Annotated in this window: 14 protein-coding genes; 5 read left to right on the forward strand and 9 right to left on the reverse strand. The window is 66.5% G+C overall.

Features of this window, described 5'->3' with window-relative positions; genetic code table 11:
- Window positions 1-70: 70 nt before the first annotated feature.
- Complete coding sequence (locus IFT67_RS15275; RefSeq protein WP_192239025.1) at window positions 71-874, reverse strand: response regulator; 804 nt, start codon at window positions 872-874, stop codon at window positions 71-73.
- A 386-nt stretch (window positions 875-1,260) separates the two neighbouring features.
- Here IFT67_RS15275 and IFT67_RS15280 point away from each other — a divergent pair, with 386 nt between their 5' ends.
- The 3 genes from IFT67_RS15280 (at window position 1,261) to IFT67_RS15290 (ending at window position 3,508) form a co-directional block, all read left to right on the forward strand.
- Window positions 1,261-1,350, forward strand: coding sequence for a NepR family anti-sigma factor (locus tag IFT67_RS15280; RefSeq protein WP_162233433.1), 90 nt, complete (start codon window positions 1,261-1,263; stop codon window positions 1,348-1,350).
- A gap of 107 nt (window positions 1,351-1,457) precedes the next feature.
- Entirely contained in the window at window positions 1,458-3,017 is a 1,560-nt protein-coding gene (locus tag IFT67_RS15285; RefSeq protein ID WP_107962734.1) for a sensor histidine kinase, read from the forward strand.
- A 356-nt stretch (window positions 3,018-3,373) separates the two neighbouring features.
- Window positions 3,374-3,508 carry an entericidin A/B family lipoprotein gene (locus IFT67_RS15290; protein WP_197978278.1) on the forward strand — a complete coding sequence of 45 codons (135 nt, stop codon included), beginning with the start codon at window positions 3,374-3,376 and terminating at the stop codon, window positions 3,506-3,508.
- Window positions 3,509-3,568: 60 nt separating this feature from the next.
- On the opposite strand, the gene tatC is transcribed toward IFT67_RS15290, so the two are convergent.
- The 5 genes from tatC to IFT67_RS15315 are packed head-to-tail and all read right to left on the reverse strand — an operon-like array spanning window position 3,569 to window position 6,560.
- Window positions 3,569-4,351: a twin-arginine translocase subunit TatC gene (tatC, locus tag IFT67_RS15295; RefSeq protein WP_192239026.1), complete on the reverse strand. Its 783-nt coding sequence runs from the start codon at window positions 4,349-4,351 to the stop codon at window positions 3,569-3,571.
- 58 nt (window positions 4,352-4,409) lie between these two features.
- Window positions 4,410-4,919, reverse strand: a complete 510-nt coding sequence (gene tatB / locus IFT67_RS15300; protein ID WP_192239027.1) for a Sec-independent protein translocase protein TatB — start codon at window positions 4,917-4,919, stop codon at window positions 4,410-4,412.
- A gap of 38 nt (window positions 4,920-4,957) precedes the next feature.
- Window positions 4,958-5,203 (reverse strand): Sec-independent protein translocase subunit TatA, encoded by a 246-nt coding sequence (locus IFT67_RS15305; protein WP_056057475.1) that lies wholly within the window; start codon window positions 5,201-5,203, stop codon window positions 4,958-4,960.
- A gap of 35 nt (window positions 5,204-5,238) precedes the next feature.
- The gene (gene scpB / locus IFT67_RS15310; RefSeq protein WP_192239028.1) at window positions 5,239-5,841 is read right to left on the reverse strand and encodes an SMC-Scp complex subunit ScpB; all 603 of its coding nucleotides are present in this window, start codon (window positions 5,839-5,841) and stop codon (window positions 5,239-5,241) included.
- Complete coding sequence (locus IFT67_RS15315) at window positions 5,838-6,560, reverse strand: segregation and condensation protein A (RefSeq protein WP_192239029.1); 723 nt, start codon at window positions 6,558-6,560, stop codon at window positions 5,838-5,840. Before IFT67_RS15315 ends, scpB begins: the two co-directional genes overlap by 4 nt.
- A 106-nt stretch (window positions 6,561-6,666) precedes the next feature.
- Between IFT67_RS15315 and IFT67_RS15320 the strand changes: the two genes are divergently transcribed.
- Complete coding sequence (locus tag IFT67_RS15320) at window positions 6,667-6,873, forward strand: ParD-like family protein (RefSeq protein WP_192239030.1); 207 nt, start codon at window positions 6,667-6,669, stop codon at window positions 6,871-6,873.
- Between the two features lies 1 nt (window position 6,874).
- The gene (gene map, locus IFT67_RS15325; RefSeq protein WP_192239031.1) at window positions 6,875-7,648 is read left to right on the forward strand and encodes a type I methionyl aminopeptidase; all 774 of its coding nucleotides are present in this window, start codon (window positions 6,875-6,877) and stop codon (window positions 7,646-7,648) included.
- Window positions 7,649-8,008: 360 nt separating this feature from the next.
- Here the strand turns inward: map and IFT67_RS15330 are convergent, their stop codons facing one another.
- The 3 genes from IFT67_RS15330 to IFT67_RS15340 all read right to left on the reverse strand — a co-directional run bounded on the left by IFT67_RS15330 (window position 8,009) and on the right by IFT67_RS15340 (window position 15,197).
- A complete protein-coding gene (locus IFT67_RS15330; protein ID WP_192239032.1) occupies window positions 8,009-9,010 on the reverse strand; it encodes a glycoside hydrolase family 3 N-terminal domain-containing protein in 1,002 nt (333 codons plus the stop codon).
- 38 nt (window positions 9,011-9,048) lie between these two features.
- Complete coding sequence (locus tag IFT67_RS15335; RefSeq protein ID WP_192239167.1) at window positions 9,049-13,128, reverse strand: translocation/assembly module TamB domain-containing protein; 4,080 nt, start codon at window positions 13,126-13,128, stop codon at window positions 9,049-9,051.
- Between the two features lie 74 nt (window positions 13,129-13,202).
- Complete coding sequence (locus tag IFT67_RS15340; RefSeq protein ID WP_192239033.1) at window positions 13,203-15,197, reverse strand: autotransporter assembly complex protein TamA; 1,995 nt, start codon at window positions 15,195-15,197, stop codon at window positions 13,203-13,205.
- Between the last annotated feature and the right edge of the window lie 6 nt (window positions 15,198-15,203).

Below are 15,203 nucleotides of genomic sequence, written 5' to 3' on the forward strand. Positions count from 1 at the left end.
TACGGACACGGACCCAGAATGCAGCGAGAACGCGGCACAATCAAGCGGTTGGCTGTTATTCCCCAAGCAATCAGGTGGCTGGAACAGTTGCCTGATCGAAGAACAACGCCTGGCTGATCGCAGCCTTCACGGTCGAACGCTGGAACGGCTTGGTGATCAGGAACGTCGGCTCGGGACGCTCGCCGGTCAGCAGGCGCTCGGGGAACGCGGTAATGAAGATCACCGGGACCTCGAATTCGGCCAGGATGTCCTTGACCGCATCGATGCCCGAGCTGTCGTCGGCAAGCTGGATGTCCGCGAGCACGAGGCCGGGACGCGTTTCCATCGCCAGCGCGACCGCTTCGTCACGCGTGACTGCAACGCCGGTGACGTCGTGGCCGAGATCGCGGACGATCGTCTCAATATCCATCGCGATGATCGGCTCGTCCTCGATGATCAGGACCTTGGCGCGGGTCTGGTTCTCGATTTCCGACAGCGCTTCGGCGACGAGATCGTCGACTTCGCTCGTCTCGACTTCGATCAGATACGCTGCGTCCTCGGGCGTGAACCCTTCCATCGCGGTGAGCAGGAGCGCCTGACGCGACAATGGCGTCATCCGGGCGAGACGCGCACGCGCGACGGCCTCATGACCTTCCGTATCACCGGCGGTCTCGTCGGCGACCTCGTCGAAGTTCGCCGAGTTCCAGATCGCCTGAAACATCCGGTACAGGCCGAGACGCGGATCGACGTCGCGGGGAAATTCTTCTGGTGCCGCGACGATCGCCTCGAGCGTGGCGCGGACGTATTTGTCGCCGTGCATCTGGCTGCCGGTCAGGGCCCGGCCATAGCGCCGCAGGAATGGAAGGTGCGGTGCGAGTTGCTGTCCAAGAGACATGGGTAACGAATACTCCCTGATCCTACGCGGCCCCTCATGTGTCGGGTGGCTCGCGTCATTGCAATGGTAGTGGCCGAAAAACCCGCCCCGTCGTTTCACCGCGACATGCACCGAATGGGCGCATTTCGACGCGACCGGTCGACGCGGCCGTGCACACGGTGATACGAAGATGCGGATTATTCGCTCGGACGTGGAACTATCGAGATGCTATTTGGTTTCACGAGCATCTTTTCGCGAGTGTGTGTGCCCCGATATCAGGGTGCGCTCGACCATTTGCGTTCACATGAGTTTGCGTCGTGCAGGGGGAAGTTTTGAGTTTGGGCCACGACACGGAGAAGACAGTGCCTGCCACGAAGCCCGCAAATGGTCCCGATAAGGATCGTCAGATGGGATCGGCACTGCGATCGGTTTACCAGAAGACCGTCGACGAGGCGATTCCCGACGATCTGCTCGACCTACTCGGCAAGCTCGACTGACGGCGGGCCAAATGGCCATGCCCCCCGCACCGGACGCCGCCGCAATCGCGTCCGCACATGATGTTTCCGCCATCGGTTCGAACGGTGGCGACGGCGCGGTCCAGCCAATGAAGCCCGACGGACGCATCGTCTCGTCGTTGCGGCGTTTGACGACGGGCGCCAAGCTGTTCCTGATCCTTAGCGCCGCCTTACTTCCGCTGGCGTTGATCGCGGTCTTCGCGACCTTGCAGACGACGCGGCTGGCCGATGCCGAAGCGCGTGCGCGGTTGCGCGTCACCGCGAACGAAAGTGCGCGCGCGCTCGCGATCGAACTCGTCGGCGACATGACCGCGCTGCGGGTCGCGGTAAACGCGCTTGGCAATGATCCTGCCGATGCCCCCAGCTGCGCACGCGCGCAGGGCGTATTTGCGCAACAATCGTCGGCGGGCACCCGGTTCGTCATCGCCGAGCGCGACGGCACCGTCCTGTGCGGCATGCCCTTGCCGGAACGCGTCGTGATCAACCAGGACGACATGCCGATCGCTGCCGCGATCGTGCCCGAGCGCGGTCTGGTCCTCGCGATCTCGGGCCCGGGCGGTCATACCTCGGCACGCGCCTATTTCCCGCGACCGTTTCTGGAAAAGATCGGTCGTCCGACGAGCCGGGCGCTCGAACTGAGCAGCGCGATCGTGCTCGACGACGACGCGCTGTATCTCGAGCGGATCGAAGACGAGCGTCCGCTCGACCGGATGGAGACGATGCGGACCGATCTGGGCGTCGCGGGGCTCGCGTTGCGGACCAGCATCCGCAGTGCGCCGGTGACGTCGTCGCTGGTCATCGCGCTGCTCCTGCCGCTGCTGATGTGGCTTGCCGCGGCGAGTATCGCCTGGTTCGTGGTCGACCGGTTGCTGATCCGTCCGCTGCGGCAGTTGCGCGGTTCGGTCGCCACCTTCACGCCGGGCGAGGAGATCGACTTCGGCGCGGTTCGCACATTGCCGGCGCAGGAAATTCGCGAGCTGGGCGAGACGTTCCAGGCGATCAGCCGAACCGTCGCGTTGCATGAGGCCGGTCTCGCCGAGGGACTGGTCCGCCAGACCAAGCTGACTCGCGAAGTGCATCACCGCGTGAAGAACAATCTCCAGGTCATCTCCAGCCTGATCAACTTCCACGCGCGCAGCGCTCGCAGTGCGGATGCCACCGATGCGTATTCGTCGATCCAGCGCCGCGTCGATGCGCTCGCGGTCGTCCACCGCAATCATTTCGCGGAGCTCGAGGAAAACCGCGGCCTGAACCTGCGCACGATGATCGGAGAACTCTCCGCCAATATCCGCGCCACTGCAGCAGATCGCTCGCATGGGCTGGGCATCACGCTCGATATCGATCCGTATCTGGTCAATCAGGACGTTGCGGTCGCGATCGCGTTCCTCGCGACCGAGACGATCGAACTGGCGATGACGTGCGATCCGGCCGCGCAGATCCGCGTCGTGGTCAAGCCATCCGAGATACCCGGTCGTGCGGTGCTTCGCGTGGTGTCCCGCGCGCTCGTGGAAAGCGACATCCTGCGCGAGACGGTGACGCGCTACGGCCGTGTCATGGAAGGCCTCTCGCGCCAGTTGCGGTCGCCGTTGCATCACGATCCGCTGGCAGGGGCTTACGAGATCGCCTTTGCGGTCGTCGGTCGCGATTGATCGAAATAAGGTTCCGGGCGCGAGTCCGCCCGGGTCTTCATCAGATCGAATCTTTTTATCGCTTGAGCGCAAAAAAGCGGGAACGGACCTTCGCGATCACCGTTGGATACTTCGGATAGCGACTTTATGCCCCCCCGCTCTCGCTATCCAAGTCATAGGCCCGGAAGCATCACCCTCCCCCCCCCCGGTGATGCTTCCGGGCCTTTATCTTTTTCCGGTATTAGTCCGGGGCGCGCGCCGTCGTCTGATGCAGTGGCCTGACAAGGCGAGAGGTTTTCAGTTCCGCAAACGGAACGAATGCCCTCCCCGAACATTCCCTCCACCGTGGCATTCAAGCCCTTCTTGGAGGAAGTATTATGCGTAAGTTGGTTGGATTGGCGATTGTCGCGAGCGCTCTGATGGTTTCGGCATGCAACACGGTCGAAGGCGCCGGCAAGGACGTCAGCTCGGCAGGCAAGACCGTCGCGAAGACCGCGAACAGCGCCAAGTAAGCCTCTGCGCTTGATCGTGAAACAGGGCCCGGTGCACATGCACCGGGCCCCGTTTTCGTTTCAGCTCTCGACGATGTCGGTGGAATCGCCCTCGATCGCCTTCGACTTCGCCCGGCTACGCTCGGTAAACCAGATGCCGATCAGCGCCATTTCGTACAGGATGACGAGCGGGATCGCGAGCAACAGCTGCGAGCCGATATCCGGCGGCGTCAGCACCGCCGCAATCGCGAACGCCGCGACGATCGCATAGCGCCGCGCACCGATCAGCTGCTTGCGCGTGACGATCCCGGCGCGCTCGAGCAGCATCAGCAGGACCGGCAGCAGGAACGAGATACCGAAGCCGAACAGGAACTGCATCGTGAACGACAGGTAGTTACCGATCGCCGGCAGCGCCTCGCGGTGGATGCCGCCGACCATGCCGTCGAACCCGAGCAGGAAGTGCAGCGCCATCGGGATCGCGATGTAATACGCCATCGCCGCGCCGGTGAGGAACAGCACCGGCGTCGCGAGGATGAACGGCAGGAGCGCGCGCTTCTCCTTCTTGTAGAGGCCGGGCGCGACGAACTGCCAGAGTTGGTTCGCGATCACCGGGAACGACAGCATCATCGCCGCGAAGAACGCCACCTTGATCTGGACGAAAAAGGCTTCGAAAATCTCGGTGTAGATGACCTTGTTCTGGCCGGCCGCGAGCAGCGGATGGACCAGGAAGCCGAAGATGTTCTCGGCGAAATACATCGCCACCGCGAACGTCACGACCAGCGCGGCGATGCAGTAGAGCAGCCGCCGCCGCAGTTCGATCAGATGGTCGAGCAACGGGGCCCGGCTTTCGTCGATCTCGCTCATGCTAGGCTTTCAGCGGTCTGGGATGCGTTCACGACGGACATGGTCACGACGGGTCTCGTCACGACGACGCGACGTCGGACTTGCCGGTCTTGTCGTTGGCGTTCGGTGCAGGCGTATCGAAGAGATCGGGACCGCGATCGGTCGCCGGCTTCGGCTCGTCTGCAGGATGTTCGGGTGCGGATGCGGATGGCAGCGCATGCTGGTCGGCGGCCGCGACGACGGGCTTTTCGACCATGATCGGCTCGGACGTATGATCGTCGTGATGCGTGTCGGTTTCGGGGGAATGCACCACCTGCGTGGTATCGATAGGCGTGTCCGCGGCCGTGGCCGTCTGCGGATGCTCGCGCATGATGCGTTCGTTTTCCGACGCCCAGCGCTTTTCCATCTCTTCGAGCTCGGCCTCGCGGACCATCGAATCGAAGCCCGAGCGAAACTGCCGCGCGACGCCGCGCGCCTTGCCGACCCAATAGCCGACCACGCGCATCGCCTTGGGCAGATCCTTCGGACCGATCACGACGAGCGCGACGAAGGCCACGAGCAGAAACTCGGAGGGCGCGATATCGAACATTCAGCCGCGCCTATCTAGTGTCGTCAACTCTGCCGGCTTCAGGCAGGACGGTCGTCGCGGACGCGATTGCCGTCGCGATCGAACGCGGGATCGGCAGTCTTCTGCGCTTCGATCCGTGCCGATGGCTTGGCCGGCGTCTCGTCGTCGTTCTCGGACATGCCCTTCTTGAAGTTCTTCACGCCCTTAGCGACGTCGCCCATCAGGCTGGAGAATCGGCCGCCGCCGAGAAGGAGGATCGCGACGACCGCGAGAACGAGCAAGTGAATCGGGCTAAAACCGCCCATGGCAATTCTCCTGGAAACTGAACCCTATCTAAGCCTCATCCCGTCTCATTGCCAGCCACCTCGCCATCTTCCCGGTCGTCTTCGCCATCTTCGAGCCGATCGAAGGCGAGATCGACCGGATCGAGCAGCCCCGCAGCACGCAGATCGTCGATTCCGGGGAGGTCGCGGCGGCTCTTGAGGCCGAAATGGACGAGGAATGCAGGCGTGGTCGCGAACATCAGCGGGCGTCCCGGCACTTCGCGTCGTCCGGCCGGCTTCACCCAGCCCGCTTCCATGAGGACGTCGAGCGTCCCCTTCGAGATCTGCACCCCGCGAATCGCCTCGATGTCGGCGCGGGTCACGGGCTCGTGGTAGGCGATGATCGCGAGCGTCTCGATCCCTGCGCGGCTGAGGCGGCGCGGTTCCTCGCGGTCGCGGCGGAGCATGTGCGCCATGTTCGGCGCGGTCTGGAACTGCCAGCGTTCGCCGCGCCGGACGATGGCGATGCCGCGGCCGGCATAGTCGGCGGTCAGCTGATCGAGCGCGGCGCGGACGTCGCCGGTGCCGACATGCGCGCGAATCGCATCGAGCGTCAGCGGAGTCTCGGCCGCGAACAGCACCGCCTCGACGGCGCGGGTGAAATCGTCGGGCGGGGTCACGCGCGGGCTCTCAGATACAGCGGCGCGAAGGGCGACGCCTGGCGCAGTTCGATCTTCCCCTGCCGCGCGAGTTCGAGCGCCGCGACGAAGCTCGACGCCAGCGCCGATCGCCGCAATCGCTCGCCCGCTTCGGGGAGGAAGCTTTCGATCACGCTCCAGTCGATCCGTTTGCCGACCAGCATCGACACGCGCTCGAGCGCCGCCTCCAGCGTCATCACCTCGCGGTCGGCGACGACGTGCATCACCGGCCGCGTCCGCGCGGAAATGCGGCCGTACGCGGCGATCAGGTCGAAGATCTCGGCCTGCCATGCCGCCTTGCGCACCGTACGCAGCCCCTCTGGTGCGCCGCGCAGGAACACGTCGCGCCCGGTCCGGTTGCGCGCCATCAGCCGCGCACCGGCCTCGCGCATCGCACTCAGGCGTTCGAGCCTCAGTTGGAGCCGCAGCGCGAGTTCCTCCGGGTCGGGCTCGGCGAGTGGATCGCGCGGCAGGAGCAACGCCGACTTCAGATAGGCGAGCCATGCCGCCATCACGAGATAGTCGGCCGCGAGTTCGAGCTTCAGCGCGCGCGCGGAGTCGACGTAGGCAAGGTACTGCTCGACCAGCGCGAGGATCGAGATCTTGCGCAGATCGACCTTCTGCCCGCGCGCGAGCGAGAGCAGCAGGTCGAGCGGCCCCTCCCATCCGTCCAGATCCAGGGTCAGTTGCGCATCGTCCATCGTCGGACGCTACAGCGCGCGCTGCCGAGCAGCCACCCTTCACGTTTGACGACACACCATACGAACCGTATACATTTCATACCGTCAAAGTGAATGTGAGGCTTGAATGGGTATCGTGAAGATCGACGACTCGCTGCATGAGGACGCGCGGCGGGCGAGCCAGGTGCTGTGCCGGTCGATCAACGCGCAGGCGGAGTTCTGGATGAAGATCGGCATGCTCGCCGAGGCCAACCCGACGCTGTCGTTCAACGATATCGTCACCGCGCAACTTGCCGCGGCCTCGGTACGCGTCGCCGACAAAACGGCAGCCTGAGATGGTGAAGACGCCGGCCGAACTGGCGCTGATGCGCGTATCGGGCGCTTTGCTGGCGTCGGTGTTCGAGATGCTCGACGGGCAGGATCTGGCGGGGCTGTCGACGTTGCAGGTCAACGACATGGTCGATCGCTACATCACCGACGACCTCGCCGCGCGGCCTGCGAGCAAGGGGCAATATGGCTTCGAATATGTCCTGAACAGCTCGATCAACCATGTCGTCTGCCACGGCGTGCCGAACGTTCGCGATGTCATCCGCAACGGCGACATCATCAATCTGGACATCACGCTGGAGAAGAACGGCTTCATTGCCGATTCGAGCAAGACGTATATGGTGGGTACCGTTCCGCCTGCCGCGAAGCGCCTCGTACGGGTCGCGCAGGAGGCGATGTGGCAGGGTATCCGGCAGGTCCGGGCGGGCGCGCATCTCGGCGATATCGGCTTCGCGATCGAGCGGCATGCGAAGAAACACGGCTATGCGGTGGTGCGCGACTATTGCGGGCACGGCATCGGTCGCGAGATGCACGAGGAGCCGCAGGTGCTCAATTTCGGGCGCGCGGGGACCGGCATGACGCTGCGCGAGGGGATGGTGTTCACGATCGAGCCGATGATCAACCAGGGGACGCGCAAGGTGTCGACCGAGGATGACGGGTGGACCGTGGTGACCGACGACGGCAAGCTTTCGGCGCAGTTCGAGCACACGGTGGCGGTGACACGCCACGGGGTCGAGGTGCTGACGTTGCGCAGGGACGAGCGGGCTCGGGGGTTGGGGTGATCGCGGGGGCGGGGCTGTTAGTTTGACCGCACCTCACCCTTGATCTCAGGCGCTCCCCCTCAACCTTTCGTGCTGATTAGCGACTGAGTAAGCTCGTTAGAGCCGTATCGAAGGCGCGTATCGAAGCACAGGTTCCGCGCGCCAACCTGTCCTTCGATACGCCGCTTCGACAAGCTCAGCAGCTACTCACGACGAACGGGGATATCCTTTCTACCAATCCCACCCCGGCGGAGGCCGGGGCCCAATTGGGGGACGCTGGTAACTGAGGATCGCGCCCCATTACCGCGACCTCTCCAATTGGACCCCGGCCTTCGCCGGGGAGGTGCGAGAAAAGACGCGCGCTACTCGTACCAAATCAGATCAGGCGCGCGCCAACAGCGCATCGCGCGTTGCGACCAGTTCCGCGAAGTCACCCTTGGCTGGGCTGACCGACGCCATCGCCCGATCGAGCCGCGCACGCGACGCTTCCGAAATCTCCCCCAGCCGCCCGGCGATCTCGACCATCTCGTCCATCCGTGCCCAGCAATCGAGCACCAGATCGCAACCCGCCGCGATCGCACCCGCCGCTTTGTCGCCGGCGGTGCCGGACAGCGCCTTCATGTCGATGTCGTCGGTCATCAGCAGGCCGTCGAAGCCGATCCGCCCGCGAATGATCTCGTCGATCACGATCGGCGACAGCGTCGCGGGGCGGTCGGCGTCCCACGCGTCGAAGACGATGTGAGAGGTCATGCCCATCGGCGCCTGGTTGAGCGTGCGGAAGGGTTCGATGTCGACCTCGAGGTCGGCGTCGGTCGCGGTGACGGTCGGGAGGTGGTGGTGCGTATCGACCTTGGCGCGGCCGTGGCCGGGCATGTGCTTGACGACACCCACCACGCCCCCGTCGGCCAGCCCTTCGAGCGTTGCGCGGCCGAGGGCTGCAACGCGCATGGGGTCGGCGCCGAACGTCCGCGAGGCGACGGCTTCGGTGGTGTCGGGCTGCGACACGTCGAGCAGCGGCAGGCAGTCGACGGTGATCCCGACTTCGCTGAGCATCACGCCAAGCGCCTGCGCGTTCGCGCGTGCTGCCTGGATCGCGGTCATCGGCGCGCGTTCATAGGCTGCATCGAATACCGGGCCGGCGGGGAATGCGGGCCATTCGGGCGGTCCCATTCGCGCGACGCGGCCGCCCTCCTGGTCGATCAGGATCGCGAGGTCGTCGCGTCCGGCCAGCGCACGCAGCGAATCCGTCAGCGCACGGACTTGGGTGCGATCGACGATGTTGCGCTTGAACAGGATGTAGCCGGCGGGTTCGCACTCGGCGAAGAACGCGCGTTCGGCGGGGGTGAGGACGGGGCCGGACAGGCCGAAGATGACGGGCTTCATACGTTCTTCCTAGCGAAACCGGCGTGCGCGATCATCCTTCAATAATCTTTCGAGACACGGACGTTAGCGCTCTGCCGGCCGAGCGTGGAGATGCTCGACAGCAATGACAGCCAGCGCGTGACCTGGAACTCGACCTGCGTGGCGGAATAGCCCTGACCGTCGGTGACGATCTCCGCATACAGGCGCCGGGTGACGTATTTGCCCGCCGCGATCGAGGTCCCCTGCCCCGTCTGCGGATCGGCCGGCAGGATGCGCAAGCGGTCGAGCCCGGCGGCGCGGCGCACCGCGTTGATCGGGTTCAGGCCGCTGCCACCGCCCTGCAACGCCGCCACCGCCGCCGCCAGCTGGAGGGCCTCCGGCGCGGACAGATTGGTGATCGAGGTGCCGAACAACAGCCGCGAGAGCAGTTCGTCCTCGGGCAACGCGGGCGTGCTGGTGAAGCCAATCTCCGGCTTCAGCGCGTAGCCGGTGACGCGGATCGATGCGCTCAGGCCCGTCGAGTCCGCGTTCGCCTCGATATCCAAAGCGGGGTTCGCGGGGACCTGCCCGTCGAAGCGGATTACGCCGCGCGCCAACTCGAACTGTCGCCCCGCGAACTCATAGTCGCCGCGGATCAGCGTCGCGCGGCCGGTGATCGCCGGGTTCTCGGGCTGGCCGGCGATCTGGAGGTTGGCGGACCATTCGCTGGTGAGGCCGAGGCCACTGACCATCACCTGGTTAGGGGCACGCGCCTTGATCGCGAGCGTCCAGGGCTTGGTCGGGGTCGCGACTTCCTCGCCGCCGTCGGGCAGGTTGATTTCGCGGATGTTGAGCTGGGGGACGGCGCTGGCAGCGGTGGCCTGGCCGAGGCGATAGCGGCTCTTGTCGAGCACGACATCGCCCGCGATCGCGCCGCCCGAGCCGTTCGACTTGAACGTCAGCGGGCCGGTAACGGTCGCGCCGATGTCGTCGCGGTTGATCATCACCGCCTTGTCGGCCTGGAGCGCGAGGTCGAGGCCGATCCCGGCGGCGGCGGCGAATTCGAACTGGCCGGTGCCGGTGACGTGCCCGCCCTTGCCCGCGTCCGCGCCGAACCGGTCGATCACGAGCCGCGAGCCGCCGAAGCGACCGGTCGCCTGGACGTTGGTGAGGACGGTGCCGGTGGTGGCGCTTTCGATCCGCGCGCCGTTCGCCTGAACGACGCCGCGCAGGGTCGGATTGGCAAGCGTGCCGACGACGTCCGCACCGATCGCGACCGGGCCGGACAAATCGAACAGCTCGACCCCGGTGAGGCGCCAGAGCGTGTCGGCGGGGCCGCTGTAGCGGAGTTGTCCGAACAGGCGGGCGTTGCTGATGCGCGAGGCCAGATCCCCCTGCCCCAACGGCGCGAGCTGGGCCTGGGCGCGACCGATGGTCTTGCCGGCGGACGCGATCACCGCGCGCAGGCCGAGCTTGTCGGGGGAGAGCACCGCCGCGACGCCGACGTCGATCGGACGCGACGAAAGGACGAGGCCGGCGCGGCTGAGGCCCCGTATCGTCACGTTCGCCTTGCCGGTCGGAGCTGCATCATTGGCGGTCGCGATCGTGAAACTGCCCGAGGCGCTGCCGCTGAGCCCGAGCCCGGGATAGGCGATGTCGAGAATCGCGAGCGGCATGCGCGTCAGGCTGGCGTCGATCGCGGTGCTGGCGGCAGTGAAGCGGCCGCCAACCTGCGCCTCGCCGCCCGAGAAACTGAGCTTGGTCGGCGCGAGGTGCCAGCCATCGTCTTCCTGCGTCAAAACCGCCGGCGTGAGCAGCTTCAGTGGGCGGCCGTCGAGCGTGCCTTGCGCGGAGATCGCGTAGCTTGTGGCCGTCACCTGCGTGACGGTCTGGATATCGAACGCGCGGCCGCGCGAGCCAGCGATTGAGGCCTTGATCGTGCCGACGCCGCTACGCAGCGACGCGGAACCGTTGAACCGCGCGAGGCTGAACGTGCCGCGACGCAGGCCGAGCCCGGTCGCGGTCGCCTCGATCGAGGTTCCGGCGGGATCGAGCAACGTGACGAAATCGAGCTTGCCCTGACGCAGCGCGATGCCGTCGAGCGTCGCGGCCTTGGCGGCGAGATGCCCCTCGACGCGCTGGATCTGGCCGACCGGGCGGAACAGGAGTTCACCCGAGATGCCGCCGCCGGCAACCGCGAGCGCGCCGTTGAAGCCGCCATCGACGACCGCGATGTTCCCGCTCGCCTTGGTGCCGGCAACGTTCAGCGCGGCGATGGCGATCGTCGCATCGGCGCCGGGCGGCAACAGGATCGCGCCGTTGGTGGTGAACGGTCCGAGCCGCGATCCGCCCGCCGCGGTGAACGCGAATGCCTGCGACGTCGGGTCGAGATGCGCGCGGACGTTCGACAGCCCGAGTGTCGCGTTGGGGCTGGCGAAGACGAGGTCGAGCGTCGGCTTCTCGATCTGGCCGTCGAGTTTCAGCGTCACCGGGCCATAAGTCTGCTGGCGCCCGCCGCCCTCGAAATGGAAGGTTCCGTCGCGCCGACGATAGCCGTTGCCGGTCAGCCGGATCTGCGGCGCGGTGAGGACTAGGTTGGTAAAGTGCAGCACGCCGTCGGTGGTGCGTTCGAGGTTGGTGGTGATGCGCGGCAGCCCGCCTGCGAGGCTGCGGAAGAACGCGTTGTCGAGCCGCACCATCTGCGCGCTGCCCTGGCCGATCACGCGCGTGCCCTTGCGGTTCGGGCCGGGGACGACGCGCAGCGTGGACTTGACGTCGACGATGCCGAGACCGGGGATCAGATAGCGGCCGAGCCCGCCGTTGATGCCGACCTCGAACTGGCCGTTGCGCAGGTCGACCGCGAGATTGATGCTGCCGGTGAGCTTGTCGGAACGGAGCCTGAGCGCGTCGCCGGTGAGCAGCGTCGGCGTCACGCGAAGCAGGCCGTCGACCGACAGGTTGCGCAGGATTCCGCCCGCTACGGTGCCGACCCCAGTCACGCGCGCTGCGGTGAAACGGATCGGCACGGTTACCGGTGCCGCGGACAGGCGGCCCTTGCCGGCGGCGTGGGCGTTCTCGAACCCGGTCTGGTCGAATGCGAAGCGGCTGGCGTCGAGGCGATAGTCGAACGCGGCGGTCGCAAACGGTCCGTCGAGGATCGCGCGCAATTCCACCATGTTGCCGGTCATGTTGGCGAACAGCGCGGGCGGGCGCAGGAGTCGTGCCTTGATCCGCACGTCGCGATACGCGTTGGCGGCGAGATCGATGATGCCGGTCGTGTCGACGGCCAGCGCGGGCGTGCGCAGCGAGAGCTGGCCGTCGAGGCGGCGGTTGGCGAACCCGGCGCTGCCATTGACGAGGATGCGCGGCGCGGTCAGCTTTTGCAGCCGGCCCTTCAGCAGCGACGACGGCGAAAGCGTGCCCGACAGTGTGTAGCGGCCAGCGACCTGCGCGAGCGCGAGATCGACGACGCGCGTCGTGCCGACGATGCCGTTCGCGCGGCCATTCCACTTCGCCCAGCTGCCGTCGCCGGTGACCGCGAGCGCGACCGGCCCCTTGGCCTTCACCATTCGCGCGAGCACGCCGCCCGCGGCCCCCTTCGCGGCGACGTCGAGGTCGAAACGGTCGCGGGCGGGCTCGGCATCGATCCGGAGTTTCAGGTCGTCGCTGCCGGCGACGCGTGCCTTGAGGTCGACCAGCGCGCGGCCGGAACGGATGTCGGCGCGGCCTTCGAGCGTCCCGATCCGCTCGGTCCCGAGCACGCGCTTCGCCAGCGTGAGGCGACCGACCGAAAGCTTGCCGATATGGATGTCGAAGTCGGGCAGGATCGGGCCACGGCTCTTCGATGGGCGCGTGCGCGGGGTGTGCGTCAGGATCGCGCGATCGACGATCAGGCGGCGTATCTCCAGGCGGTTCGAAAACCAGTCGAACGGGGACCAGTCGAGCGTGACGTTGGGCGCCTGGAAGACGAGACCCTCGAGATCGTACACGCGGAGATCGGTCAGGCGGGTGTCGCCGTATAGCGAGCCGTCGATCCGACCGACCGTGAAGCGCAGGCCGTTCGCAGTCTTGATCGCCGCGATCCGGTCCGCGACGAAACGGTGGCCGATGTCTGTGTCGACGATCAACAACGCCGCGCCGACGATCGCGAGCAGCGCCATGACCGCGCTGACGATCCAGCGCCACCAGGCGATCGGGCGCCTTGGGCGGCGTTCCGGAAGAACGACCTCTTCGGTCAAAATGCCTGCCCCAGCGAGACGTAGACGGCGATCCGGCTGTCGCCGGGCTGCGGGTTGATCGGGGTGCCGACGTCGAGGCGGATCGGGCCGAAGTTCGAATAATAGCGCACGCCGATGCCGGTGCCGTATTGCAGCCCGGTGAATTTCGGAAGCGGCGAGGTATAGATATTGCCCGCGTCGAGGAACGGCACGATCCCGAAACTGCCGAGGACGCGCACGCGCGCCTCGATCGAGAATTCGGTCAGGCTGCGGCCGCCGATCGGATCGTTGTTGGGATCGCGCGGGCCGATCGACTGATAGCCGTAACCGCGCACCGACGCGCCGCCGCCGGCGTAGAAGCGGCGTGACGGCGCGACCTGATCACGCGGCGCGCCGACGATGGTGCCGAGCCGGGTGCGCGCGGCGAGCACCACCCGACTGCCGAACGGTTGGTACACGCTGCCGTCGAACTGCGTGCGCGTGTAACCGAATACCGAGCCTTGCAGCGATACTTCGGGGCTGAGGCGGCCGCCGAGACGGAAGCCCCTGGTCGGGTTGAGCAGATCGTCCGAGCCGTCGTAGTTGAGACTGGTCGGCAATGCGCCGATGAAGAAGGTGCGGCGGCGTGGGTCGCCGGTCGAGAGGATCACGTCGCGCTCGTCCGATGCGACGAGTTCGGCGCCGAGCGACCAGGTCCAGGTCTTCTGGAAAAAGATGTTGGTCTGGCGCTCCAGCGTGCCGGCCAGCGAATAGGTCTTCGCGTCGTAGGCGTTGCGGTTGGTATGCGCGGCCGACGCCTGGAGCGTCAGCACCCGGTCGCGTGCCTTGAAATTGTTGCGGCGGAAGACGACCGAGCCGAGCTGTTCCTGCGTCCCCAGCACGCCACGCAGCGTCAGCGCGCCTTCGGGCGGGAACAGGTTGCGGTGCGTCCAGCTGAGTTCCGCGCGCGCACCTTCGCCGGTGCCGTAGCCGAGTTCGCCGGCGACGGTATGCGGCGGTGCGCGATCGAGTTTCACGGCGACGTCGACGGTGTCGGGCGTGGCTCCCTGTACGGGCTTGAGGTCGACCGAGGACACGAGGCTGGTCTGAATCAACGCGCGGCGGAGATCGTCGAGCTTGGTCGCGTCGTACAGATCGCCGGGCGAGAAGCGCGCGATCTCCGCGACATGGTCCGCCCCGAACACGCGGTTGCCGGGGAGTGCGACGACCTTGCCGAACTTGCGCGCGCCGCCGGGTTGGACGGACAGGTCGAGCGTCGCGGTGCGCGTGGCGTGGTCGACGACGATCGCCGGATCGCCGACCTTGGCGAACGGAAAGCCCTCGCGGCCGATCTGCGTGGTGAGCTTGGCCTGCCCCGCGACGATCGCGTCGGAATTGACCGGATCCTCGGGCTTCACGCCGAACGCGGTCACGAGCCCCGGCGCCTTGTCGCCCGCCACGGCGATGCCTTCGATCGTCACGCCCTTGAACCTGTAGAGCGTGCCGGGGGTGGCCGAGAGCACAACCATCGGCTTTGCGCCCGGTTCGACGCGCGTGACGACGTTGGAGTCGTAATAGCCTTGCGCGCGGAGCAGGCTGTTGAGCAGGTCGGCATCTTCGCGCGCGCGGCGATCGAGTTGCGCGGCGTTGGCCGCCTGGTGATCGTTCGCGTCGAGCGTCGACAGTGCGGCGAAGCGTTGGCGGAGCAGCGCGTCGTTGATCCCGTCGATGCCGTCGATCCGCCAGGCGTAGCGGCTCTCGGTATTGGCATCGACCGCGGCGACCGTGGCGGCCGGGTCCATCGGCGACGTCGCGAGATCGGGCCAGGCAACGCCGATGTCCGGCAACGGAGCGAGCGGCGAATTGGGGTCGAGCGACATCGGCGTGTCGGCGGTCGGGCTGGCCGGAGCCTGCGTCGGCACAGGCGCGGTTTGTGCTCCTGCGGCACGTATGCCCGCACAAGGTAGGGCACCCGCTGTCGTCAGAACGAAAAAGGCGGCGGCCGGCCCGGCTCGCCCGACGCGGAACACCATGTCCGG

Source organism: Sphingomonas sp. CFBP 13728 (genome assembly GCF_014841895.1).
In the GTDB taxonomy this organism is placed as follows: Bacteria; Pseudomonadota; Alphaproteobacteria; order Sphingomonadales; family Sphingomonadaceae; genus Sphingomonas.